Origin of the sequence: Bradyrhizobium lupini (assembly GCF_040939785.1) — a bacterium.
Classification (GTDB): domain Bacteria; phylum Pseudomonadota; class Alphaproteobacteria; order Rhizobiales; family Xanthobacteraceae; genus Bradyrhizobium; species Bradyrhizobium canariense_D.
The window spans coordinates 6674948-6697653 of record NZ_CP162553.1; the positions used below are offsets into that span (position 1 = coordinate 6674948).

Annotated in this window: 16 protein-coding genes, 1 tRNA gene and 3 pseudogenes; 7 read left to right on the forward strand and 13 right to left on the reverse strand. The window is 64.5% G+C overall.

Features of this window, described 5'->3' with window-relative positions; genetic code table 11:
- Positions 1-4: 4 nt before the first annotated feature.
- Positions 5-1027 (reverse strand): methionine synthase, encoded by a 1023-nt coding sequence (locus AB3L03_RS31815; RefSeq protein WP_085351098.1) that lies wholly within the window; start codon positions 1025-1027, stop codon positions 5-7.
- 110 nt (positions 1028-1137) lie between these two features.
- Between AB3L03_RS31815 and AB3L03_RS31820 the strand changes: the two genes are divergently transcribed.
- Together AB3L03_RS31820 and AB3L03_RS31825 are read left to right on the forward strand one after the other, a co-directional pair.
- Complete coding sequence (locus tag AB3L03_RS31820) at positions 1138-1746, forward strand: 2-hydroxychromene-2-carboxylate isomerase (protein WP_368507678.1); 609 nt, start codon at positions 1138-1140, stop codon at positions 1744-1746.
- Positions 1746-2723 carry an NADPH:quinone oxidoreductase family protein gene (locus AB3L03_RS31825; protein WP_085361714.1) on the forward strand — a complete coding sequence of 326 codons (978 nt, stop codon included), beginning with the start codon at positions 1746-1748 and terminating at the stop codon, positions 2721-2723. Before AB3L03_RS31820 ends, AB3L03_RS31825 begins: the two co-directional genes overlap by 1 nt.
- Positions 2724-2735: 12 nt before the next feature.
- Here AB3L03_RS31825 and AB3L03_RS31830 read toward each other — a convergent pair.
- The 8 genes and pseudogenes from AB3L03_RS31830 to AB3L03_RS31865 form a co-directional block, all read right to left on the reverse strand.
- Positions 2736-3627: pseudogene (locus AB3L03_RS31830) on the reverse strand (crotonase/enoyl-CoA hydratase family protein).
- Positions 3628-3777: 150 nt separating this feature from the next.
- A complete protein-coding gene (locus tag AB3L03_RS31835) occupies positions 3778-5199 on the reverse strand; it encodes an amidase (protein ID WP_204511611.1) in 1422 nt (473 codons plus the stop codon).
- Positions 5192-6363: pseudogene (locus tag AB3L03_RS31840) on the reverse strand (M20 aminoacylase family protein). Before AB3L03_RS31840 ends, AB3L03_RS31835 begins: the two are co-directional and overlap by 8 nt.
- A gap of 13 nt (positions 6364-6376) precedes the next feature.
- Positions 6377-7882 (reverse strand): M81 family metallopeptidase, encoded by a 1506-nt coding sequence (locus AB3L03_RS31845; RefSeq protein ID WP_368507679.1) that lies wholly within the window; start codon positions 7880-7882, stop codon positions 6377-6379.
- A gap of 212 nt (positions 7883-8094) precedes the next feature.
- Positions 8095-9744 carry an ABC transporter ATP-binding protein gene (locus AB3L03_RS31850; RefSeq protein ID WP_085361872.1) on the reverse strand — a complete coding sequence of 550 codons (1650 nt, stop codon included), beginning with the start codon at positions 9742-9744 and terminating at the stop codon, positions 8095-8097.
- Between the two features lie 14 nt (positions 9745-9758).
- A complete protein-coding gene (locus AB3L03_RS31855; RefSeq protein ID WP_085351104.1) occupies positions 9759-10646 on the reverse strand; it encodes an ABC transporter permease in 888 nt (295 codons plus the stop codon).
- A gap of 20 nt (positions 10647-10666) precedes the next feature.
- Entirely contained in the window at positions 10667-11608 is a 942-nt protein-coding gene (locus AB3L03_RS31860; protein ID WP_007602533.1) for an ABC transporter permease, read from the reverse strand.
- Between the two features lie 168 nt (positions 11609-11776).
- On the reverse strand, positions 11777-12907 hold the full coding sequence (locus AB3L03_RS31865) for a M20/M25/M40 family metallo-hydrolase (RefSeq protein WP_085361718.1): 1131 nt from the start codon (positions 12905-12907) through the stop codon (positions 11777-11779).
- A gap of 280 nt (positions 12908-13187) precedes the next feature.
- Between AB3L03_RS31865 and AB3L03_RS31870 the strand changes: the two genes are divergently transcribed.
- Both AB3L03_RS31870 and AB3L03_RS31875 read left to right on the forward strand, forming a co-directional pair.
- Complete coding sequence (locus AB3L03_RS31870; RefSeq protein WP_247361948.1) at positions 13188-14795, forward strand: ABC transporter substrate-binding protein; 1608 nt, start codon at positions 13188-13190, stop codon at positions 14793-14795.
- A gap of 240 nt (positions 14796-15035) precedes the next feature.
- Positions 15036-16631: pseudogene (locus tag AB3L03_RS31875) on the forward strand (glycosyltransferase family 39 protein).
- 204 nt (positions 16632-16835) lie between these two features.
- Here the strand turns inward: AB3L03_RS31875 and AB3L03_RS31880 are convergent.
- Both AB3L03_RS31880 and AB3L03_RS31885 read right to left on the reverse strand, forming a co-directional pair.
- Positions 16836-18086 carry a multidrug effflux MFS transporter gene (locus AB3L03_RS31880; RefSeq protein WP_368507680.1) on the reverse strand — a complete coding sequence of 417 codons (1251 nt, stop codon included), beginning with the start codon at positions 18084-18086 and terminating at the stop codon, positions 16836-16838.
- 160 nt (positions 18087-18246) lie between these two features.
- Positions 18247-18335: transfer RNA gene (locus AB3L03_RS31885), tRNA-Leu, on the reverse strand.
- Positions 18336-18507: 172 nt separating this feature from the next.
- Between AB3L03_RS31885 and AB3L03_RS31890 the strand changes: the two genes are divergently transcribed.
- Positions 18508-18939: a twin-arginine translocation pathway signal gene (locus AB3L03_RS31890; RefSeq protein ID WP_085351108.1), complete on the forward strand. Its 432-nt coding sequence runs from the start codon at positions 18508-18510 to the stop codon at positions 18937-18939.
- 25 nt (positions 18940-18964) lie between these two features.
- Here AB3L03_RS31890 and AB3L03_RS31895 read toward each other — a convergent pair whose 3' ends face one another.
- Positions 18965-20167, reverse strand: a complete 1203-nt coding sequence (locus AB3L03_RS31895) for an FAD-dependent monooxygenase (protein WP_085351109.1) — start codon at positions 20165-20167, stop codon at positions 18965-18967.
- A gap of 19 nt (positions 20168-20186) precedes the next feature.
- Positions 20187-20432, reverse strand: a complete 246-nt coding sequence (locus AB3L03_RS31900) for a zinc-finger domain-containing protein (RefSeq protein WP_007602543.1) — start codon at positions 20430-20432, stop codon at positions 20187-20189.
- A gap of 303 nt (positions 20433-20735) precedes the next feature.
- Here AB3L03_RS31900 and AB3L03_RS31905 point away from each other — a divergent pair, with 303 nt between their 5' ends.
- Together AB3L03_RS31905 and AB3L03_RS31910 are read left to right on the forward strand one after the other, a co-directional pair.
- A complete protein-coding gene (locus tag AB3L03_RS31905) occupies positions 20736-21872 on the forward strand; it encodes a hypothetical protein (protein ID WP_204511607.1) in 1137 nt (378 codons plus the stop codon).
- A gap of 34 nt (positions 21873-21906) precedes the next feature.
- Positions 21907-22662 carry an alpha/beta fold hydrolase gene (locus AB3L03_RS31910; RefSeq protein WP_026232923.1) on the forward strand — a complete coding sequence of 252 codons (756 nt, stop codon included), beginning with the start codon at positions 21907-21909 and terminating at the stop codon, positions 22660-22662.
- The last annotated feature ends 44 nt before the right edge of the window (positions 22663-22706 follow it).

Below are 22706 nucleotides of genomic sequence, written 5' to 3' on the forward strand. Positions count from 1 at the left end.
ATCCCTAACCCAGCTTCTCGCGTGCCAGCGCGGCACCCGCGCCGAGCGCCATCAGCTTGGCTTCGGCGATCTCGCGCCGCATCGGCGCCATGCCGCAATTGGTGGTGGCGATGATGTTGCTCTTGGGTACGAATTTCGACACCGCGTCGATCACCTGCACGACATCCTCGGCCGTCTCCACCGTGTCGCTGGCGACGTCGATCACGCCGGCCTGCACGATCTTGGTCTTGAGCAGCGCAAGCAGGTCGAGCGGCACCTTCGAGTTGCGGCACTCGATCGCGACCTGCTGGATTGGGCTGGCGTCGATCGCGGGAAATATCTGCTCGTACTGCCGCCATTGCGCGCCGAGCGTTTCCTTCCAGTCGGTGTTGGCCTTGATGCCGTAGCCGTAGCAAATATGCACGGCGGTGGCACAGGTCAGGCCCTGCGCGGCGCGCTCCAGCGCCTTGATGCCCCAATCGTTGACCTCGTCCATGTAGACGTTGAACGCGGGCTCGTCGAACTGCACGAGATCGACGCCGTCGGCCTGGAGCGCCTTGGCTTCCTCGTTCAGCAGTTCGGCGAACGCAAAGGCCATCTTGACGCGGTCGCCATAGTAGCGATCGGCAATGGTGTCGATGATGGTCATCGGGCCGGGCAGGGTGAATTTCAGCTTCTTCATCGTGTGCGCGCGGGCGACACGCGCCTCGTCGGCGTGGACGCGGCTCTTCAGCCGGAGCGGGGCGACGACCTGCGGCACCATCGCCTTGTAGCGATCCTTGCGGATACCCATCTCGACCTTGTGGGCGAAATCGATGCCCTCGATCTTCTCCAGGAAACCGTGGACGAAATGTTGCCGGGCCTGCTCGCCCTCAGTGACGATGTCGATCCCGGCGTCCTCCTGGACTTTAACGGCAAGCATCGTCGCATCGCGCTTGGCGCGGACGAGCTCGTCGCCTTGCGACTTCCAGGGCGCCCAGAGCATGTTGGGTTCGGCGAGCCATTCCGGCTTCGGCAAGGAGCCGGCGATCGTGGTTGGAAACAGCATGGCGGCCCTCTCGGCGGGTTATGATTGCGCCCCTTCCTGCCATGTCTTAACGTCGAGGTACAGAACAACAAAAGTCGCCTTGAAACCGGCGGCGCCGGACCGGAAACGCCATGATCGAATTCTTCTTCGACTGTTCCAGCCCCTGGACCTATCTCGCCTTCCACAACATCCAGCCGCTGGCCAGGGAGGTTGGCGCGGAGATCATCTGGCGGCCGATCCTGGTGGGCGGCATCTTCAATACGGTCAACCCAAGTGTCTACGCGCAGCGTGAGACGCCGGTGCCGCTGAAGGCGCGCTACATGAAAAAGGACCTTGCCGACTGGTCGCGCTCGGCCGGTCTCGCGATCAAGATGCCGCCGACGGTATTTCCGGTGAACAGCGTGAAAGCGATGCGCGGCTGCATCTGGCTCGGGCAGGAATCGGTGCCTTTCGCCACGGCGGTGTTCGAGACCTATTGGGGCGAGGACAAGGACATCTCGCAGGATTCAGTGCTCGCGGAGATCTGCAGGAAGGTCGGCGTCGATGAGCAGAAATTCTTCGCGGGCATTTCGGGGCAGGGGATCAAGGATCAGCTCAAGGCCAACACCGAAGAAGTCGTCGCCCGCGGCGGCTTTGGCTCGCCGACGATCTTTCTCGGCAAGACCGACATGTATTTCGGCAATGACCGCCTGCCGTTGATCCGCGAGGCGCTGCTGCGCGGCAAGGTGAGCGCGGCCTGATGGTGCGGGCTGTCGTTTGCCGCGCGCTCGGCGCGCCCGAAAAATTGCAGCTCGAAGAGTTTCCGTCGCGCGAGCTGAAGCCGGGCGAAGTGCGCGTCGCGATCCGTGCCGCCGGCCTGAATTTTCCCGACGTGCTGATGGCGGCCGGCGAATATCAGCTCAAGCCGGAGCTGCCGTTCACGCCGGGCATGGAGGCGGCCGGCGACGTGACCGAGGTCGGCGCAGAGGCGAGTGGCGTCTTCCTCGGCGACAAGGTCATCGTCAAGATGCGACACGGTGCCTTCACGGATGAAGCCGTGGTGACGCCGTCGCAGCTCACCCCGATGCCATCGACGTTCGACTATGCGGAAGCCGCGACCTATCTCGCCGGGCACGGCACCGCCTATCACGCGCTGATCGACCGCGGCCGGGTGGCGCCGGGCGAGGTGCTGCTGGTGCATGGCGCCGGCGGTGGCGTGGGCCTTGCTGCCGTGGAGATCGGCAAGATGCTGGGTGCCACCGTGATCGCGACGGCGTCCAGCGACGAAAAGCTCGCGGTCGCCAAGGCGCGTGGCGCCGATCATCTCGTGCGCTACGATCGCGAGCCGTTTCGTGATGCTGTCAAACGTATTACCGACGGGCGCGGTGCCGACGTCGTGTTCGATCCCGTCGGCGGAGAAGTGTTCGAAAACTCGATGCGTTGCATCGCCTGGGGCGCACGGCTGCTGGTGATCGGCTTCACCGGCGGCATCGGCTCGGCGAAAACCAATCTCTTGCTGATCAAAGGCGCCAGCGTGCTCGGCGTGCGTGCCGGCGAGGCCGTGCGGAAAAATCCAGCGCTTGGCGAAGTGCGCCTGAGGGCGCTGCTCACATGGGCGGAAGAGGGCAAGCTGCGGCCCCACGTCTCGCACCGCCTGCCGCTGGAGGAGGTTGCGAAGGCGATGCGGTTGCTGATCGACCGCAAGGCGATCGGGCGTGTGGCGTTGTTGATGGACTAAGTGCCTACAAGGTCACTTGTACTCCCGCTCAGTCCACCACGGGAAATAATCCGGCATATCGCTCGATACCTTGTTCTTGAACTGCGCAGGGCGCTTTTCCAGGAACGACACCACGCCTTCCTTCACGTCGTCGGAGCGGCCGCGGGCGTAGATGCCACGGCTGTCGACCTTGTGGGCTTCCATCGGGTCGTCAGCGCCCATCATGCGCCACATCATCTGCCGGATCAGCGCCACCGATACCGGCGCGGTCTTGGCCGCGAATTCCTTGGCGAGCGCCCGGGCGGTCGGCAGCAGATCATCGGGGGCCACGACCTTGCTGACGAGACGTCCTGCGAGGGCTTCCTGCGCCGGGAAGACGCGGCCCGAATAGCACCATTCCAGCGCCTGCGAGATGCCGACGATGCGCGGCAGGAACCAGCTCGAGGCCGCCTCCGGCACGATGCCGCGCTGGGAGAACACGAAGCCGAAGCGCGCGGCATCGGAGGCGATGCGGATGTCCATCGCGAGCTGCATGGTAACACCGATGCCGACCGCGGGACCGTTCACCGCGGCAATCACCGGTTTCAGGCATTTGAAGATGCGCAGTGTCACCTGGCCACCGCCGTCGCGCACCTGGAGAATCACTGTAGTCGACCTTGCCGTCGGCGAAGCGCTTCACCGGTCCGCGACGCGCGTCGCGATCAAAGGTGTCCGCGCCCGACGAAAGATCTGCGCCCGCGCAAAACCCGCGACCGGCGCCTGTGACGATGATGGCGCGGACGTCGTCGTCCTTGTCGGCGGCGTCGAACGCGTCGATCAGCTCTCCTTGCATCTGCGCGTTGAAGGCGTTGAGCTTGTCGGGCCGGTTCAGCGTGATGGTGAGGATCTGCTCGGCGACCTCGTATTTGATCGTCTCATACGCCATGGTGGTTTCCTTCCCTGTCCTGAATTCTGTCTCGAAGAGACGTCATGCATAGCCGCCAGCGTCCGTCTTGCGCGGACTGGGCATGTGGCGGCCAGTAAGAGAACGCGGATGGCCAGTCTAAACAACAAGCCCGGCCATGACGGAGTGTATCTAATTCGCCGGCGGGCTCGGCCAGGGCTTCTGCGGCCCGCGCAGGCTCTCGAAAGCCTTGGCCATGCCAAGCACGCCGATATCGTCGAAGCGGCGGCCGACGATCTGCACGCCGATGGGAAAACCCTTGGCGTCGAAGCCGCCGTTGATGGAGATCGCCGGATTCTCCGACATATTCCATGGCACGGTATAGGCAATGTGTTCGAACGGCTTCATGGGATCGTTGGTCGGCGAGGCCCACTCCGCCGGATAATTCACGTTCGGCGCGGTCGGCGAGATCACATAGTCGAGCTCGCAGAACAGCTTTGATGCCGCAGCGCGGATTGCCATGGTCTGGTTGAAGCCCCTGATGACGTCGACGCCCGAGAGCTTCGCGCCGGACTCGCCCCACTTGAAAATGTAGGGCAGCACCTTTGCCTGTTCGGCGGGCGTCAGCTTGGACAGATCGTCCCACATCCGTGCGCGCCAGAAGCTGTCGAGCCCGTCGAGCATCTCGCGCGTGAGGATGCCGTCGACCTCGGTGACGACGGCGCCTGCGGATTCGAACGCTTTCGCCGCCTTTACCGCGACCTCGCGCCCCGGTTTCTCCAGCGCCAGGCCAACGCCGGGATCGAGCATCAATCCGATGCGCAGTTTGCGCGGGGATTTCTCCGGCCCCTTCCAGTTGAGGGGCTCCGCTGGAAGGCTCATGCCGTCGCGCCGGTCGGGTTTTGCGATCACGCTCATCATCAGCGCGCAATCGTCAACGGTGCGGGTCATGGGGCCGGCGACGCGGCCGACATAGGTGGGATCGATCGGCACGCGGCCAAAGCTCGGCTTCAATCCGACGAGGCCGCACCAGCCCGCGGGCAGGCGGACCGAGCCGCCGATATCGGTGCCGAGATGCAGCGGACCATAGCCAGCCGCCGCAGCGGCGCCCGCGCCGGCGCTGGAGCCGCCGGGGTTCTTGGAGAGGTCCCAGGGATTGCGGGCGAGCGCGTGGAAGGAGGACAGCCCCGAGGACAGCATACCGTAATCGGGCATGGTGGTCTTGGCAAAGATGATCGCGCCGGCTTCGCGCAGGCGCGCGGCGGGCGGTGCGTCCTTCTCGGCCGGCACGAGCTTGACGCTGGCCGCGCCCAGCGGCACCGGCACGCCTTTGGTCGCGATGTTGTCCTTCACCGTCACCGGCACGCCGTCGAGCGCTCCGGACGGCTCGCCCCCGGACCAGCGCGCGGTCGAGGCCTTCGCGGTCTCGCGCGCGCCGTCGGGATCGAATGCATAAAGCGCCTTGAGGTGCGGCTCCCACGCGGCGACGTGCGCGAGCACGTCTTCCAGCACCTCGCTCGGCGAGAACTGCTTGGCGCGATAGCCCGCGATCAGATCGACCGCAGAGAGATCGTGCAGCGAGGTGACTTCCTCTTCGACACCCTTTTTATGCATGGGCACCCGCCGGCATCCGGGTCTCGATGATCCGGGCGAACATGCTGGCACCGATCGGCAGGATCTTGTCGTCGAGCACGAAGCCGGGATTGTGCACGGGCACCGAGCCGTCGTGGCCGACCCAGAAATAGGCGCCGGGAATGGTTTGAAGCATGTCGGCAAAATCCTCGCTGCCCATCTTCGGCTGGGCGCGGGTGATCACGTTGGCGGGGTCGACGATGGTGCGCGCGACCTCCTCGACCACCTTGGACTGCTCGACCTGGTTGACCAGCACATCGAAGGTGTCGCGGATGTCGACGTCGATCACGCACTGATAGGCGCTCGCAATGCCGGCGCAGATCGTGCGAATGCGTTCGCTGATCAGGATGCGGACTTCTTTCGAGAAAGTGCGGATGGTGCCGCAAAGATGCGCTTCGCCGGGGATGACGTTGTACGCCGAACCGGCGTGAATCTGCGTGATCGAGACGACGGCGGCCTGCAGCGGCTCGACGTTGCGGCTGACGATGGTCTGGATCGCCTGCGCCAGCGTGGTCGCGATGATCACCGCGTCCTTGGAGCGTTCGGGCATCGCACCGTGCGCGCCGTAGCCAGTGATGCGGAGGTCGAAGAAGTCGGCGCTGGCCATCGCGGGGCCGGGCAGGATCGCGATCTCGCCGTGGTTGAGGTCGGGCGCGTTGTGCAGGCCGTAGAGTTCGTCGCAGGGAAATTTCTCGAACAGCCCGTCCTTGATCATCGCGCGGGCGCCGCCGAGACCTTCCTCGGCCGGCTGGAAGATCAGGTGCACTGTGCCGTCGAAGTTCCTGGTTTCCGCGAGGTAGCGCGCGGTGCCGAGCAGCATGGTGGTGTGGCCGTCATGGCCACAGCCGTGGAAGCGCCCGGGGATTTTCGAGCTCCATTTCAGATTGGTGTTCTCCTCCATCGGCAGCGCATCCATGTCGGCGCGAAGCCCGATACGCTTGCCGCTCGAACCCTTGCCCTTGATGACTCCGATCACGCCGGTGCCGCCGAGACCGCGATGCACCTCGATGCCCCAGCTCTTCAGCTTGTCCGCGACGATTCGGAGGTGCGCACTTCCTCGAAGCCGATTTCCGGATGGGCGTGAAGGTCGCGCCTGATAGCAGTGAGTTCGTCGGCATAGCCGTCGATGCGGTCGATCGTGGGCATGTGTTCTGTCCAGTTAGCGTGAGGAGGGAGTGAAAATCGGGCCGTTCGGCTTGATGCGGATGCCCGGCCGCAGGCGCGTCCATGGCAGCGTGGCTGTGTCCGCGGGCATCGCGCCGGGGGCGGCGCAGATCATCAGCTTTTCTGCGATCGGCTCGAAATCGGCGCGGAAGTGCACCGAGCTCTTGTTGACCAAAATCTTCTCTTCGGTCGGCTCGATGCCGACATAGCGGTACATTGCCTGGTCGGCGAGCTGCGCCTTATGTGAGGATACGACGACCCGGACATCGCCGATGCGAAGGCAGGCCGACGGGCCCATCTCCATCTCGCGGCCGCCGTAGTAGGGACCGGGCGCGATGAAGCGGCCGTCCGAAAGTTTTTCGACGACGAAGGTCGCACGATAGGGCTCGTCGCCGGGAATGCCGGACTTGCCGCCGAGCGACAGCGTCACGGTGGCACCGGCGCCGGCTGCGTGCGCGGCCTCGGCCGATTCCGGATCGTAGATCGCGCCAGTCGCGGCGCTGGCCTTGTTGCGGACCAGCGCGCGTAGCATGCCGGTGGTGTCGGAATCGCCGCCGGCGCCGGGATTGTCCTGGGTGTCGGCGATGATGATCGGCTTGCTGGCGCCCTTCGAGAGTTCCATCGCGTGGCGTACGCCGTCATCAGGTGACCAGATCTTGCCGTCGAAATCGTCCTCGTGGCTTTCGATCAGCTTAACGATCGCATCCGCCGCGCGGTCGGCATCGGCTTGCGTCTTGCCATAGGCGAACACGCTCGGCCCGCAATCGCGGAAATCGGCGGCGGGGAAGCCGGGCGCGAAGGACAGCGTCGGAACCGCGTCGTTCTCCAGCGCGGCAAGCTTTTCGTAGATGCCCTTGGTCGGCTGGTCGTTGGTGCACTGCCAGCTGATCGGAATCAGGAACGGCAATTGCCGGAAGGCCTTTGCGAAACGCTGCTTTGTCTTCAGAAGCATTGCGAGATATTGCGCGCAGGCGCGGCCGGTCTCGGCCATGTCGACATGGGGATAGGTGCGGTAGGCGATCAGCGCGTCCGCATGCTCTATCATCTCGGGCGTGACGTTGGCGTGCAGGTCGAGGCTCGCGACAAGCGGAATGCCCTTGCCGATGACGCGGCGCACGCGCGCGAGAATCTCGCCTTCGCCGTCGTCGAGATGTTCCGTGACCATCGCGCCGTGCAGATCGAGATAGACGGCGTCGATCGGGCCGGCGGCTGCAATGCCATCGACCATGACCTTCACGATGCGCTCGAAGGCGTCCTTGGTGACATGCGCCGAAGGGCTCGCGCCGCAGGCAATCGTTGGAATGAGTTCCCAGCCGTGGGCCTCGGCGCTGTCGACGAAACCGGCGAGGCCGACATTGATGCGGCGCATCACCTTCAGCACGTCGGGACCTTGCGTCATCGCCGGCCAGCCGCCGCCGTGCTGGAAGTCCGCGAACGTCGCCTTCGTCGGAGCGAAGGTGTTGGTCTCGTGCAGGAAGCCGCCGACGGCGATACGTGTCATCAACTCAAGTCCAGCAATTGAAAGTGCGCGACGTTAGCCCTGTGCTTGCGGCGAGAGCAAGCCGGGAAGCAATCGCGCCGCGCATGGCGTCAAGCCGTTTTGGGAATGCTTGTCGCAACCGCCGTCATTGCGAGCGAAGCGAAGCAATCCAGAATCCCTCCGCGGGGACAGTCTGGATTGCTTCGCTGCGCTCGCAATGACGAGGCGAGAGACTAGGCGCTGGCCGCCGCGCCCTCGGCCACCGGCCGGAAGTTCGCAAAATCCCAGCCGCGGCCTGGCGCTGCCTCGAGCAAGGCTCTGGTGTACGCCTCCTTCGGATGCGTCAGCACTTCGGCGGCCGGACCCTGCTCGACGACGCGGCCGTGTTGCATCACCATGACCTCGTCGCAGATCTGTGCTGCGACGCGTAGATCGTGAGTGATGAACAGGATGGCGATGCCGAGCCGCTGCTGGATCTCGTCGAACAGTTCCAGCACTTGCGCCTGCACGGAGACGTCGAGGGCGGAGACCGCCTCGTCCGCGACCAGCACGTCGGGATCGAGTGCGAGCGCGCGGGCGATCGCAATGCGCTGACGCTGGCCGCCGGAGAACTGGTGCGGATAGCGCGCGACCGCATCGGCGGGCAGGCCGACCAGCTCGAGCAATTCGCGCGCACGCTTCGTTGCGTCGGCATGCGACACGCCGTAATTGATCGGGCCTTCCGCGATGCTTTCGCCGACGGTGACGCGCGGGTTGAGCGAGCGGTAGGGGTCCTGGAATACGATCTGGATCTTCTTCCGATGCGGCTGCAACAGCCGCCGCGAAATGTCCGAGATCTCGCGGCCGGAGAGGCGCACGCCGCCCGAAGTCGGGTCGATCAGGCGGACGATGCAGCGCGCCACGGTCGATTTGCCCGAACCGCTCTCGCCGACGATGCCGAGCGTGCGACCCTTGCGTAGCGTCAGCGTGACCTTGTCGGCAGCGACGACCTCGCGGCCTTTACCGAAGAACGCGCGCTCGCCGTAGACCTTCCCAAGCTCGTTGGCTTCCAGCACCACCGGTTCCTTGGTCTCAAGCCGTGCCGCGCGCGGCACCAGGCTCGGTACTGCGGAAAGCAGGTTGCGGGTGTACTCCATGGTCGGATTGCGCAGGATGGAATCCAGCGTTCCGGTCTCGACCAGTCGGCCCTGCCGCATCACGGCGACGCGGTCGGCGATCTCGGCGACCACGCCCATGTCGTGGGTGATGAACAGCACGGCGGTTCCGTGATCGCGCTGGAGGTCGCGGATCAGGGTCAAGATCTGCTTCTGCGTGGTGACGTCGAGCGCGGTGGTCGGTTCGTCCGCAATGAGCAGCTTCGGTTCGAGCACGAGCGCCATCGCGATCATGATGCGCTGGCGCTGACCGCCGGAGAGTCGGTGAGGGTAGGAGGCAAAGATACGCTCAACCTGGGGCAGGCGCACCTGCTCCATCATGTCGAGGATACGCTTCTTGCGCGCCTTCGCGTCGAGTTTGGTGTGCGCGCGCAGGACTTCGTCGATCTGACGGCCGACCGGCATCACCGGATTGAGTGCCGTCATCGGCTCCTGGAAGATCATCGCCATTCGGGTCGCGCGGAGCTGCCGCAGGCGGCGGTCGGTCGCGGTGAGAATCTCCTCGCCGACCAGCTTGACGCTGCCGCCGGTGGGAACGAGCGTGCCCTTCGGCAGCAGACCCATCGTGGTCAGGGAGGTCACCGACTTGCCTGAGCCGCTTTCGCCGACAAGGCACAGCGTCTCGCGCTCGTGCACCTGGATCGAGATGCCGTCGAGGATGTTTGCAGCATTCGGCTTCTTGCCGACGGACACGACGAGGTTGTTGATGTCGAGGATGGGGCTGGTCATCACTTGATCGGTCATCATTTGCCTTCCCGCTGCTTCATGCGCGGATCGAGTGCATCGCGGGCGGCGTCGCCGATCAAATTGATGCTGAGGATGGCGATCGAGAGCAGCAGGCCCGGCCAGAAGATCAGCGTCGGCTTGAGCTGGAAGTACTGACGGCCCTCGGCCATGATGTTGCCCCAGGTTGGCGTCTCCGGCGAGATGCCGGCGCCGAGGAAGGAGAGGATGGCCTCAGTAAGGATCGCGGACGCGCAGACGTAACTGCCCTGCACGATCAGAGGTGCGATCGTGTTCGGCATCAAATGCCGCCACATGATCTTTGGCAGGGATGTGCCGACCGAGATCGCCGCTTCAACATAGGGCTCTTCGCGCGCCGACAGCACGACCGAACGCACCAGGCGTGCCACGCGCGGAACTTCGGGGATCGTGATCGCGATCAGCACCGTCCAGAGGCTGGCGCCGGACAGCGACACCACGGCGATTGCCAGCAGGATGCTCGGCATTGCCATCAGGCCGTCCATGATCCGCATCATGACGGAATCGACCAGCTTGAAGAAGCCGGAGACGAGGCCGATCGCCAACCCAATGACGATCGACATGATCGCCGAGCCGATGCCGATCAGAAGCGAAATGCGTCCGCCATACATCACGCGCGACAGCAGGTCGCGGCCATAGGCGTCGGTGCCGAGCAGGAATTGCGCCGAAGAGGGCTTCAGCCGCTGCGAGGGCGCAAGCTGGATCGGATCATACGGCGCGATCAACGGCGCCAGGATCGAGATCAGCACAACCAACACCAGGCAGATGGTCGCCGCCGCGATGATCGGCGTCGAGGTCAGGAATCCGAGGCGCGGTCGCAGCGGCGACGTGATCGGGATGGAGGACTGGGGAAGGGTATCGACCGACATTTTTGTTGTTATCCTTAGCCCTAGTACCGGATCCGGGGATCGAGCAGCGTGTAGGCGACGTCGATCAGGAGATTGACGACGACATAGATCAGCGACGTCAGCAAGATCATCGCCTGGATCACCGGATAGTCGCGCGCCAGCACCGCATCCACCGTGAGGCGGCCGATGCCGGGGATGTTGAACACGCTCTCGGTGACGACGACCCCGGAGATCAAAAGCGCAAAGCCGGTGCCGATCACCGTGATCACGGGCACGGCCGCGTTGCGCAGCGCGTGCCGCATCATCACGGCGACTTCGTTGATGCCTTTTGCCCGCGCGGTGCGGACGTAGTCCTCCCCGAGCACGTCGAGCATCGCCGCGCGCGTCATGCGCGCGATCAACGCGATATAGATGAAGGACAGCGCACAGGTCGGCAGGATGATGCGCTCGAAGAACGGCCCAAACCCGTTCGAGATGCTGCGGAAGCCCTGCACCGGCACCCAGCGCAGGTCGATCGCGAAGACCTCGATCAGGATGTAGCCGACCACGAACACCGGCACCGAGAAGCCGAGCACGGACAGGCCCATCACGAAGCGGTCGATCCAGGTGCCGTGCTTCCACGCCGCGATCACACCTAGGGGAACCGCGACGATGACGGCGAGGATGATGGTCGACAGCGCGATCGAGATCGACGGCTCGACCCGCTGGCCGATCATCTTCATCACCGGAAGGTTGGAGATGAGTGACGTTCCGAGATCGCCATGCAGCAGCTTGTTCAGCCAGGTGATGAACTGCACGATCAGCGGCTCATTGAGGCCGAGCGAGGTGCGGATGCGCTCGAGCCGCTCCGGCGTGGCGTTGTCGCCGGCCAGAATCGCGGCGGGATCGCCCGGGGTGAGGCGGAGCAGGAGGAAGACGAACAGCGCCACCACGCCCATCACAGGCACGGCGGCGAGAATTCGGCGAAGGAGATATCCGAGCAAGTTGGATCCCGTCAGATGAGAGTCAAATCAGAGACAGCGGCTGGAGCCTGGGGTTCTGCCACCAGCCTAACATTTCAGCAATTCCCATGCCATCCGGGCCACCGTTTTTGCAGTGCGGTCAACTTGTTTCGGTGATCTGGCCCGGTTTTGGCGATGTGGCTCGCGCCGTTACTCCAGAGTCGCGAGCAGCCCCGCCATCAGCCGGCCGCGTTCGACCAGACTTTCAACCTCGATATACTCTTCGAGCGTGTGGCCGTTGCCGCCACGCACGCCCAGGCCGTCGAGAGTCGGGATGCCCATTGCGCCCGTGAAATTGCCGTCGGAGCCGCCGCCGGCGCTCGCATGCGGCAGTTCTGCGCCAAGCGACTTGGCGATCCCGCGCGCCCTTTCATACAGCGCCATGGTGCCGGCATCGGGCTCCCAAACCGGACGTGTCACGCCGCGCGTCACCTTGAAGGTGACATCATTGGTTGTACCGGAGAGCGCCAGCATCCTCTCGACGCCGCGATCGAGGTCAGCCTGGCGCTTGGCCATCGAAAGCGCTTCGCCGGTGGCGGTCGTGGCAACGCAATTGACCCATTGACCCCCGTGCACGACGCCGACTGAAAACGTGCAGTCTTCGCCCGTCATCGCATCGATGGCGAGGATTTGCCGCGCCATCTCGCGAATCGCCGAGCGGCCCGCCGACAAGGTCGCGCCGGCGTGGCTGGGACGGCCGGTCGCCTCGAGATTGAAGCGCGCGATGGCGTAACGTCCGGTGGTGACGCCGTTGTCGGCGCGGCCGGGCTCCGGCACCAGCACGTATTTGTTGCGCGCGGCTTCCGCCTCGATGATATCGCGCGTGGAGGGTGTGCCGACTTCCTCGTCGGGCGTGAACAGCACGGTGATCGGCAGTGGCGTCGTGAACGAGGCGCGGGCCAGTTGTCGGATGGCTTCCAGCGAAAGATAATTGCCGCCCTTCATGTCGTAGATGCCGGGGCCATAGCACTTGTTACCCTCGCGGCGCCATTTCAGCTTCTCAATGGTGCCTGTGGGGTGGACCGTATCCATGTGTCCGGCGATCAGGATGCCCGGTTCGCCCTGCTTCGGATGCGGAAAGCGGGCGCGGATCACGCCGCCAAAGCCCTGGCGACCGGCGATGCGCTCGATCGTCGCACCCATGATCGCCATCTCCCGCGCTGCGATATCGAGCATGCGGTTCACGGCGCTCGCGTCCCAGGTCGGGCTTTCGCATTCCACCCAGCCGCGCAGACCCTGGAGCATCGCTTCGGAATCGAAGGGAAGATTGGCTGGATTCATCTCAATGTCTCTCCAATGTCTCTTGGGCTTTGGAACATGGAACGCGCATTGCATCGGCGCGGGGCAGGACAGGCGGAGAGTGTTGTAGAGCCAAACCGATCCTTGTGGAGCCCGTGTGCGCGCCGCTTGGGCTTGCAGCGAAACCGGATTGACGCGCTCGGCACCGTCTGCAAGTCTCGAAAAGATAAAGGCATTGCATGAGGTTAGTTCGCCTAAAGAACGAACCGGATGCTCAATCAATAACCTGCCTTTGAACAGTTTCACGTCAGGAGAACTTTTTATGTTTAAGTTGATGCGCCGGGGGCCTCGCGCGTTCGCCTCCAAACTTGCGCTGTCGGTCGTCGCGCTTTCGACCGCACTGGCCTCGCCGGTGCTTGCGGCCGGCAAGACCATCACGGCGGTGATGCATTCGGATCTGCGCATCATCGATCCGATCTTCACCACGGCCTACATCACGCGTGACCATGGCTACATGATCTACGACACGCTCGTGGCGCCCGATTCGAACTTCAAGATCCAGCCGCAGATGGCGGACTGGAAGATCTCCGACGACAAGCTCACCTACACGTTCACGCTGCGCGACGGCCTGAAGTGGCATGACGGTGCGCCGGTGACGGCGGAGGACTGCGTCGCCTCGCTCAAGCGCTGGGCCGCAGTCGATGGCATGGGCCAGAAACTGCTCGACTTCACCGCCAGCATCGAGCCGACCGATGCCAAGACCATCACGCTGAAACTGAAGGAGCCCTACGGCCTCGTGCTCGACTCGATCGGCAAGCCGTCCTCCCGCGTTGCCTTCATGATGCCGAAGCGCCTCGCCGAGACGCCGCCTGACAAGCAGATCCCCGAGCAGATCGGTTCGGGGCCCTTCAAGTTCGTGCAGTCGGAATTCCAGCCGGGCGTGAAGGCGGTCTACGTCAAGAACACCGATTACGTGCCGCGCAAGGAGCCGTCGAGCTGGACCTCCGGCGGCAAGGTGGTGAAGGTCGACCGCGTCGAGTGGATCACCATGCCGGACTCGCAGACCGCGGTGAACGCGTTGCAGTCGGGCGACATCGACTTCGTGGAAAATCTGCCTTACGACATGCTCCCGTTACTGGAAGCGAACAAGGACATCACGATCGAGGTCTCGAACAAGTTCGGTTTCCAGACGCTCGGCCGGATGAACTTCCTTTATCCGCCGTTCGATAATGTCAAAGTGCGCCGTGCTGCCTTTCTGGCGATAAACCAGAAGGACGTTCTCGACGCGCTCGTCGGCAACGCCAAATATCAGAAGGTCTGTGGCGCCTTCTTCGTGTGCGATACGCCGTTCGCGACGGAGGCCGGTGCCGAGACCCTGGTGAAGGGCAACGGCATGGCCGAAGCCAAGAAGGCGCTCGCCGAGTCCGGCTATGACGGCACCCCGATCGTGATCATGGCCCCCGGCGATGTCACGACGCTGAAGGCGCAGCCGATCGTTGCGGCTCAGTTGCTGCGCGAGGCCGGCTTCAAGGTCGACCTGCAAGCGACCGATTGGCAGACGGTGGTGAGCCGCCGCGCCAGTCAGAAGCCTCCGAAAGAGGGCGGCTGGAACATGTTCTTCACCAACTGGGTCGCGGCCGACGTCTCCAACCCGATCGCCAATCTCTCGATCGGCGGCCAAGGCAAGAAGGGCTGGTTCGGTTGGGCCGAGAACGCCAAGATCGAAAAGCTCAAGGACGACTTCGTTCGCGCCGCCTCGCTCGACGATCAGAAGAAGATCGCCGCTGACATCCAGAAGGAAGCCTATGAGCAGGTGATCTACATCCCGCTGGGGCAGTATCTCCTGCCGAGCGGCTGGCGCAAATCGCTGACCGGCGTGCTCGACGGTCCCGCGACCCCGCTGTTCTGGAACGTCGACAAGTCGGAGTAGGGCAAAGGCCCTTCCTTTCGTCCGGATCATCATGCGGCGCCGCTGTCATCAGCGGCGCCGCTCTTTTGCCAGTCTCGGTCCTTTGTTGACCTTACGCCGGCTGAGAAAGCGGATGCTTTCAACGTTCCCAGTCTGCGGTCATTGCTATTTGTTTCGATCCAGAACTAGATGTGTCGTGCTCGCGCATCATCTTCCTTCCTCCATTTGATTCCAGTGCCGATCGATTTTGCATTCCAGGCGATGGCCGAACGGTCCGATCGCGCGCCGGCACGATGGCGCCGGCCATTCCGGCGTTGGCTCGATGGCGTCGAGACGGGCTGGGCCGTGCCGCTTCTCGTCGCCTGCTTCGTCGGGATCTGGACGCTCTATCTGGCAGTCGCCTATGCCGGCAGCGGTCTGCACCCCGATACGCTGGAGGCCTGGACGCTGGGGCGGCATTTCGCGTGGGGCTATCCCAAGCATCCGCCATTGACCGGCTGGGTTGCCGCGAGCTGGAGCGCCATTTTTCCGCTCACCGACTGGTCGCTGCAATTGATGGCGATGGCCAACGCCGGGCTCGCGCTGGTCTTCGTCGATCGGATCGCGCGGCAATTCGTGAGGGGGCACAAGCGCGTCCTCGTGCTGTTGCTCCTGATGCTGACGCCGGCCTAGCAATTCCATGCCCAGCGCTTCAACGCCAATGCGGTGCTGCTGGCGGTCTGGCCGCTGGCGACCTGGTGCTTCCTGCGCGCATTCGAGACCCGAGCGGCGTCGTGGGCGGTTGCCGTGGGATGCACGACGGCACTGGCCATGGTCGGCAAATATTATTCGATCTTCCTTGTCGCGAGCTTCACGTTTGCCGCGCTGGCGCATCCGGCGCGACGCGCCTATTTCACTTCCGCCTCGCCCTGGATTTCGGTCGTCGTCGGGCTTGCGGCGCTGTCACCGCATCTTCATTGGCTCGCGACCACGGGGGCATCGACCTTCACCTACGCGCTGAATCATGCCAACGGCACTGCGGCGAGTTCTGCTGCTGATGTCAGGAACTTCCTTTTGGGCCTGTTGGCGGCCATGAGTGTGTCAGCCGTCAGCTGGGTATTGATCGCCGGCACGCGGCTGAAGCAGTTTCCGGACGATTTCGCGGCGATGAATCCGGGCCTGCGGCTCCTCTTTTACGTTGCCGTCGGTACGATTGCGCTGCCGGTCCTGATCTCGCTCGTGATGGGCACCGATCTGCCGTCGCTATGGGCTTTGCAAGGGTTGTTTCTGTTCGCCATTCTCGTGGTCTGCGGCACAAATTATTCCATCGAGCGCTTTTACACCGTCAACCTCACCGTGGTCGTGGCCGGTGTCGCGCTCACGGCCGTCCTCGTCGCCGCGCCGACCCACGCGGTCTATCGCAACCATCACGGTTACGAGGAGGGGCGCAATTTCTACGCGCAGGCGGCGAGCCGATTGACACGCGACTGGCGCGAACTGACGGACGAGCCGCTCGCCGCCGTCAGCGGCGACGATTCACTGGCCTTCGCGACAGCCTTCTACAGCCCGGACCACCCGCACCACGTGCGGCCGTTCGAGGATCAATATCCCGGGGGCTTGCCGCACAAGACGACGCTGGAGCGCGGCTGGGCCGCGCTCTGTTTTCGCGATCAGGATGACTGCAGCCGGTGGATGGACTCGGTGGCCGGGCGCGCCGGGCATTTCATCAGGCGGGAACTTATCATACAGGCGCAGCTATGGGGCCGGCCCGGTCTCACGCGGGAAGTGGTTGTGCTGATGGTGCCGCCCCGTGGAAGCGGCGCGGCACCTGAAGGCATTGCGGACGATTTCAGCGCCAGCAGGCGCGCAACGGAATAGGCGTCTTGCTCAGCAGTGGCTGTCGCGGACCCGCTCGAGCCCTTCACTCGCGAATGGCACGGTGACGGCGGTCTTTTCGACGCTCGACGGCGTGCGTTCCGTCTCCGCCCGTTCCGCGGCGTCGTGGTCTTTACGGTGTTTCGGTTCCATTGAAGCGCCCTTTCAAATTGTTGCAGTACAACATCGAGAGCGCCACGGAGTTCCTCAGCCGATGGCGCGATGATGCGGGCTGAACAACCGTCCTCTCTCCACCACCAGCACGATCGCGAGCGCGGCGAGGGACGACACGAAGAAGCCGACCGAGAACGGCAGCAACGTGCCGTCGAAGCTTTGTCCGATGGCCATGCCGACGGCGATGCCGATCAGCGTGGTGATCGAGCCGTAGAGCGAGGACGCCGTGCCGGCGATGTGGCCCTGCGGCTCCATGGCGAGTGCAGTGAAGTTGGCGACCATCATGCCGAACGAGAACATCATCAGCGCCGAGAGCACCATGAACAGGGGAAGCGGCAACGCGGCGAGGCTTTCCGTCAGCAGCATCACTCCCGCCACCGCGGTGTAGAGCGTCAGCGCGCCGTGCGAGATCACGCGCATGCCGAGGGTCCCGACGAATCGCGCATTGAGAAAGCCGGCAATGGCGGTGCCGGCCGCGATCCCGGCGAAGGCGAGCGGAAAATAATGGCCGAGGTGATAGATGCCGACAAAAACTTGCTGAGCCAAAAATACGTAGGCGAACAGCGCGCCCATGACGCTACCGGCGGCGAGCGCATAGCCGAGGGTTTGGCGATGGGTCACGGTCTGCCAGTAGGCCGTGAGCACGTCGGCCGGCGCAAGCGACCTGCGTTCGCTCTCAGGCAGGGTCTCCGGAAGCCGCAGCACGGACCATGCAAGCGCGAGCAGCCCGTAGAGCATCAGCACGACGAAGATGCCGCGCCATTGCGTCACCAGCAGCACCGCCTGTCCGAACGAAGGGGCGATCACGGGGACGGCGATGAAGATCATCATCGCAAGCGACATCACGCTCGCCATGCGGCGGCCGACGTAACAGTCGCGCACGATCGAGGTCGCGATCACGCGAGTCGCCGAGGTACCGAAACCCTGCAGTGCGCGTGCCAGCAGCAGCGTCTCGAACGACGGCGCCGCAATCGCCAGCACGCTTGCCACCGCATAGACCGCCATCCCGCCGAGCAGCACCGGGCGGCGGCCAAAGCGATCCGACAGCGGGCCCATGACGAACTGCCCCGCGCCAAAGCCGATCAGGAAGGTCGACAGCACCAGCTGAAGATGGTTGGCGACGGGGATATTGAAGGCCGACCCGATATTGGGCAGTGCCGGGAGCATCATGTCCATCGCAAGCGGATTCAGCGCCATGATCGACGCGATCACGATGACGAATTCGGGGAAACCCATGGGACGGTGTCCCGAGGACACCCAGTCGTCGGCATTGACGTCGGACAAGAAGCTCACCTCTGATTTGAGGCCCTTATCTATCTTCAATGCTGCGTTGCACAAGCAACGTTTCGGGATGGCTGGCAGGCGGTGCAGGAGCAGACAGGAATTGATGAGGTATCAGCGCTCGCGGCCGCCGCGCGCGGCGGGATCCTCCGCGCAGCTTTCGTGGTGCGGGCAGCCGGGGTCGAACCGGCACAGCGCTTGCGCGCCGAGGGATTTTAAGTCCCTTGCGTCTACCAATTCCGCCATGCCCGCTTGATCCAACGAGATCAGCCACTTAAGTCCCTTGCCGGCGGTCTGGAATTGGCATTTGCAGGCCGGAGGGGTGGTTCTTCCTTAGGCGAGCCGGCGGCACAAGGCAAAGCCTCAATCCGGACATCTGTTGTTGCTTTAGGCATTCTCAATCGACGGGGACTATTCATCCGGCATGTCAGCTTTGATCCAATATCGCCTGCGCCCGTGCTGCGTGGTCGCCGCGCTGCTCGCGGCCGACTTCGCGCTGTCCGGCTGCGCCGGCATGAGCGAGACGGTCGCTCCGGCCTTTGCCGATCCCGCCAAGTACGAATTGTACGATTGCAAGCAGCTCGAAGGCGAGCGCAAGTCGATCGCCAACCGCACCGGCGATTTGCAGAGGCTGATGGACAAGGCACAGACCGGCGCGGGCGGCGCCGTGGTGTCGGAGCTTGCCTATCGCAACGACTACATCGCAGTACGCGGGCAGGCGCAGATGGCCGATGACGCTTGGCGCCGCAACAAGTGCCGGGAAACGCCCCCCGAGGCGACGCCGGCCGCCGCGGCGCCCGCAGCCAATCCTGGCCCGATCAAGCCTGGCCCGAAATCGACAAGAGCCGTGCGCTGAAACGTCCTGACATCAGCGCCTCGCGTCAGGGCCGCCAGCCGTAGATCCAGTCCTGCCGTGCCAGCATGCGTTCCGGGCCGAGGGCGCGGACCGCAAGATCGCGCGCGAACGCGAGCGGCCCACTGAAATGATAGATGCGGCCCTGCTGCCGCGCGGTCCGCTGCACCCGCCGCACGCGCGCCTGGCGCGTCCGGCCGTATTGTCTCAGCGCTGCCGTGATGCCCGCGGTGGTCTCGGCGATCTCAGGGCTCAAATGCTGCGCGAGCACTGCGGCGTCCTCGATCGCCATGCCGGCGCCCTGGGCCGCAAACGGCAGCATCGCATGCACGGCGTCGCCGAGCAGCGCGACCGGGCCTTTACTCCAGGGGCAGTCGTCGGGGACGCCGAACAGCGCCCATTTCCGCCAGCTGTCGACTGTGCCGAGCATCATGCGCGCCGGCGGCGGCCAGCGCGGCGCGGCGAAGGCGTCCAGCACTTCGCGGGGATCGCCGGGCGTGCTCCAGCCCGGCCTGTTCCAAGTGCCCGGCAGCACCGCGACCACGTTGATCTGGCGTCCGCCCGCGATCGGGTAGGCGACGAGATGGGCATTCGGGCCCATCCAGAGCTGGACCCGGCGCGCTGTGTAGTCCTTCGGCAGTTGCGTGGCATCGAGCGTACCGCGCCAGGCAATCAGCCCGGAGAAGCGCGGCTGCACCTCGGGGAATAGATGCTGGCGCACCGTCGACCAGATACCGTCGGCGCCGATCAGCGCACTGGCGAGATCGCTGCGCCGGATCGTGCCGCTGCGATGAACCACCGTGAGCCCCTTGGCGTGAGGCGCGACGTCTTCGAAGGTCGCGCCGAGTTTCAGGTCGATATGGGGATGGTCGGAAACTGCGCCGGCGAGGGCGGATTGCAGGTCGGCGCGGTGCACCACCCAATAGGGGGCGCCGGCGCGCTCGGCGGCGGCTTCTCCCAGCGGCATGCGCAAAAGCTCACCGCCGGCCCGCGCGCTCATGATCGAGACTGCCTCCGGGATCACGGCGCGCAACTTGAGGCGCTCGGTGAGCCCGAGCTCGACCAGCACGCGGCTGGCGTTCGGGGAGAGTTGCAGACCGGCGCCGACTTCCTCGAGCCGCTCGGCCTTTTCCAGCACGATGATGCGGAAGCCGCGGGCCGCGAGCGCAAGCGCAGCCGTCAGTCCACCGATGCCGGCACCGGCGATGACAATCGTTCGGGAGAGCGCCACCCCTGGCCGATGGAAGCGGTCAGGCCACCTTGTCCTTCAGGACGCATTCCGGCGGACGGGCTTCGCCCGCCTTCAGGTCGGCGGCGAAACGGTACAGAGTCGAGCAGTACGGGCAGATGATCTCGTTGTCGTTGCCGAGGTCGAGGAAGACGTGCGGATGATCGAACGGAGGGTTGGCGCCCACGCACATGAACTCTTGCGAGCCGATCTCGATGACGGGGACACCGGCATCGTTGTGGAAGTGCGGGACGACATGGTCGGACATCGTACTCATCCTGGAGTGGCAATGGCGGCAGACACAATCACGACTGCCGCGGCATTATTAAGGCGCCGCGGACCATACTGGTGGGTGGAGATGATTGCTAGTCCAGCGGAACCGAAAGCTCCGCAATGCCCCATGCTCATTTGCTCATGCAAATTCGACACAATCTTGCGGCCTGAGAGAAGCCCTTCTTTCGTCGGGGACGTTGTGTCGCAATTTTGGCATACTATGTCTGTGGACGAGCGTAATTGCGACGAAAGACAACCGTTAGGCGTCAACGATCTCAGGACCGTCCAGGCTCTCCGCATGAAGTGGTTGCGAATCAGCACAGCGTTGACCGGTATCGCGGCATGCGGCTTCATGCTCGCGCAGGTAGCACCGCACGCCCGCGAGGCCGGGGCGATTCTGGCCGCCCAGGACGATCCCGCCGCGCTCTCAGAGATCAAGCTCGACGCGCTGCTGCGGCACAACGACCGCCTGATTCAAAACAACATCGAGGTCGCGCTCGCATCGGGCGATGCCGATCTTGCCGACAGTTTTGTCGCACTGGCGCGCGACCGCAACATCGCGCTGCCTGACGACCTCCCGAGCCGTGTCGGTGACGCGGTCAAAGCCGAAAACTCCACCTCGCATTTCGCAAAACGGTTTGCCGCCGGTCTCGTTACCGGCAACGCGGATGATGTTGCGAGCTTGTCGGGAACCGTGGCCGGCGATCTCTTCGTCATCGGCGACATCAGGGACGTCGTCCGCGAGGGCAAGCACCTCGCCATGGGCGAGGAGACCGATCGCCTGGTGCTGGGCCTTGCGGCCGCGGGTCTCGCGGTCACGGCCGTGACCTACGTCTCCGTCGGCGGTGCCGCGCCGGTTCGCGCCGGGCTGACGCTGGTGAAGGACGCGCGCAAGGTCGGCCGGCTCGGCGAGGGACTAGCGGCATGGGCCGGCCGGTCCGCGCGCGAGGTCGTCGATACGCCGATGCTCCAGAACGCGGTTGCCTCCGGCTCGGTGCTGCGGCCGGGCCAGACCTTGAGCGCGATCAAGGCCGCGTTCCGCGCCGAGAAGGCCGGCGCGCTGGTTCGGCTCGGCAAGGATGTCACGCGCGTGGTCGAGAAGACCGGCACGCGCGGCGCGATGGATAGCTTGCGCATCGCTGAAGGTCCCAAGGACGTCGCACGCGCGGCGCGGCTCGCGGAAGCGCAGGGCGGCAAGACGCGCGCGATTCTGAAGCTGCTCGGCCGCGGCGCGCTGCTGCTGATCGGCGGGGCGTTCAATCTTGCACTCTGGCTGTTCGGTGCGGCGTTGACGCTGCTCGGCCTGTTGTCCTCGATCAAGGCGACGACGGAGCGCCTGACCCAGGCCTGGTGCGATCGCAGACGGGCGCGGCGACTTCGCCAGGCGCGGATCGCCGCCGAAGCCGTTCTGGCAAGCCCTGCCGTCACGGCCTAAGATACCTCTTCCCCTCAAGATTGCGGAACTGATGATGCCGAGCTTTCACAACGGCGCCGTTGAAATTGCCTATCTCGACGAAGGCGAGGGCGATCCGATCATCCTGGTGCACGGCTTTGCCTCCAGCAAGAACGTGAACTGGGTCTATCCGACCTGGGTCTCGGAACTGCGCAAGAACGGCCGCCGTGTCATTGCGCTCGACAATCGCGGCCATGGCGAAAGCGCAAAGCTCTACGAGCCCGCGCAGTACTCCATCCCGACCATGGCCGCCGACGTGCTCGCGCTGATGGATCACCTCGCCATCCCGCAGGCCGATCTCATGGGCTATTCGATGGGCGGACGGATGACGGCCTGGCTCTCCCTCAACGAGCCGCAGCGCCTGCGTTCGGCAATCCTTGGCGGCATCGGCATCGGCGGCCTGATCGAGGGCACCGGGCCCGGCGAGAACGTCGCGAAGGCGCTGGAAGCGCCCTCGCTCGACGACGTCTCCGATCCCGTCGGACGCACGTTTCGTGCTTTTGCAGACCAAACCCGTTCCGACCGCAAGGCGCTGGCCGCCTGCCTGCGCGGCACGCGCGATCTCATGACGAAGGACGAAGCCGCGCGCATCGACGTGCCCGTGCTGATCGCGGTCGGCAGCACCGACGACGTCGCGGGTTCGGCCAGCGCACTCGGTGCCATCATCCCGGGTTCGGAAGTGCTCGATATTCCCGGTCGCGATCACATGCGCGCAGTCGGCGACAAGGTCTACAAGACTGGCGTGCTCGATTTCCTCTCACGCCGCGCCTGAGGCGATGAGGCGGTTTCAGCTATCCTGAAATGTCTCGTTACAGT

Bases quoted from the DNA above. Each gene is read 5' to 3' on its own strand.
- AB3L03_RS31815 (WP_085351098.1), bottom strand. From the start codon at position 1,027: ATGCTGTTTCCAACCACGATCGCCGGCTCCTTGCCGAAGCCGGAATGG.
- AB3L03_RS31820 (WP_368507678.1), top strand. From the start codon at position 1,138: ATGATCGAATTCTTCTTCGACTGTTCCAGCCCCTGGACCTATCTCGCC.
- AB3L03_RS31825 (WP_085361714.1), top strand. From the start codon at position 1,746: ATGGTGCGGGCTGTCGTTTGCCGCGCGCTCGGCGCGCCCGAAAAATTG.
- AB3L03_RS31835 (WP_204511611.1), bottom strand. From the start codon at position 5,199: ATGCATAAAAAGGGTGTCGAAGAGGAAGTCACCTCGCTGCACGATCTC.
- AB3L03_RS31845 (WP_368507679.1), bottom strand. From the start codon at position 7,882: ATGACACGTATCGCCGTCGGCGGCTTCCTGCACGAGACCAACACCTTC.
- AB3L03_RS31850 (WP_085361872.1), bottom strand. From the start codon at position 9,744: ATGACCAGCCCCATCCTCGACATCAACAACCTCGTCGTGTCCGTCGGC.
- AB3L03_RS31855 (WP_085351104.1), bottom strand. From the start codon at position 10,646: ATGTCGGTCGATACCCTTCCCCAGTCCTCCATCCCGATCACGTCGCCG.
- AB3L03_RS31865 (WP_085361718.1), bottom strand. From the start codon at position 12,907: ATGAATCCAGCCAATCTTCCCTTCGATTCCGAAGCGATGCTCCAGGGT.
- AB3L03_RS31870 (WP_247361948.1), top strand. From the start codon at position 13,188: ATGTTTAAGTTGATGCGCCGGGGGCCTCGCGCGTTCGCCTCCAAACTT.
- AB3L03_RS31890 (WP_085351108.1), top strand. From the start codon at position 18,508: ATGTCAGCTTTGATCCAATATCGCCTGCGCCCGTGCTGCGTGGTCGCC.
- AB3L03_RS31900 (WP_007602543.1), bottom strand. From the start codon at position 20,432: ATGTCCGACCATGTCGTCCCGCACTTCCACAACGATGCCGGTGTCCCC.
- AB3L03_RS31905 (WP_204511607.1), top strand. From the start codon at position 20,736: ATGAAGTGGTTGCGAATCAGCACAGCGTTGACCGGTATCGCGGCATGC.
- AB3L03_RS31910 (WP_026232923.1), top strand. From the start codon at position 21,907: ATGCCGAGCTTTCACAACGGCGCCGTTGAAATTGCCTATCTCGACGAA.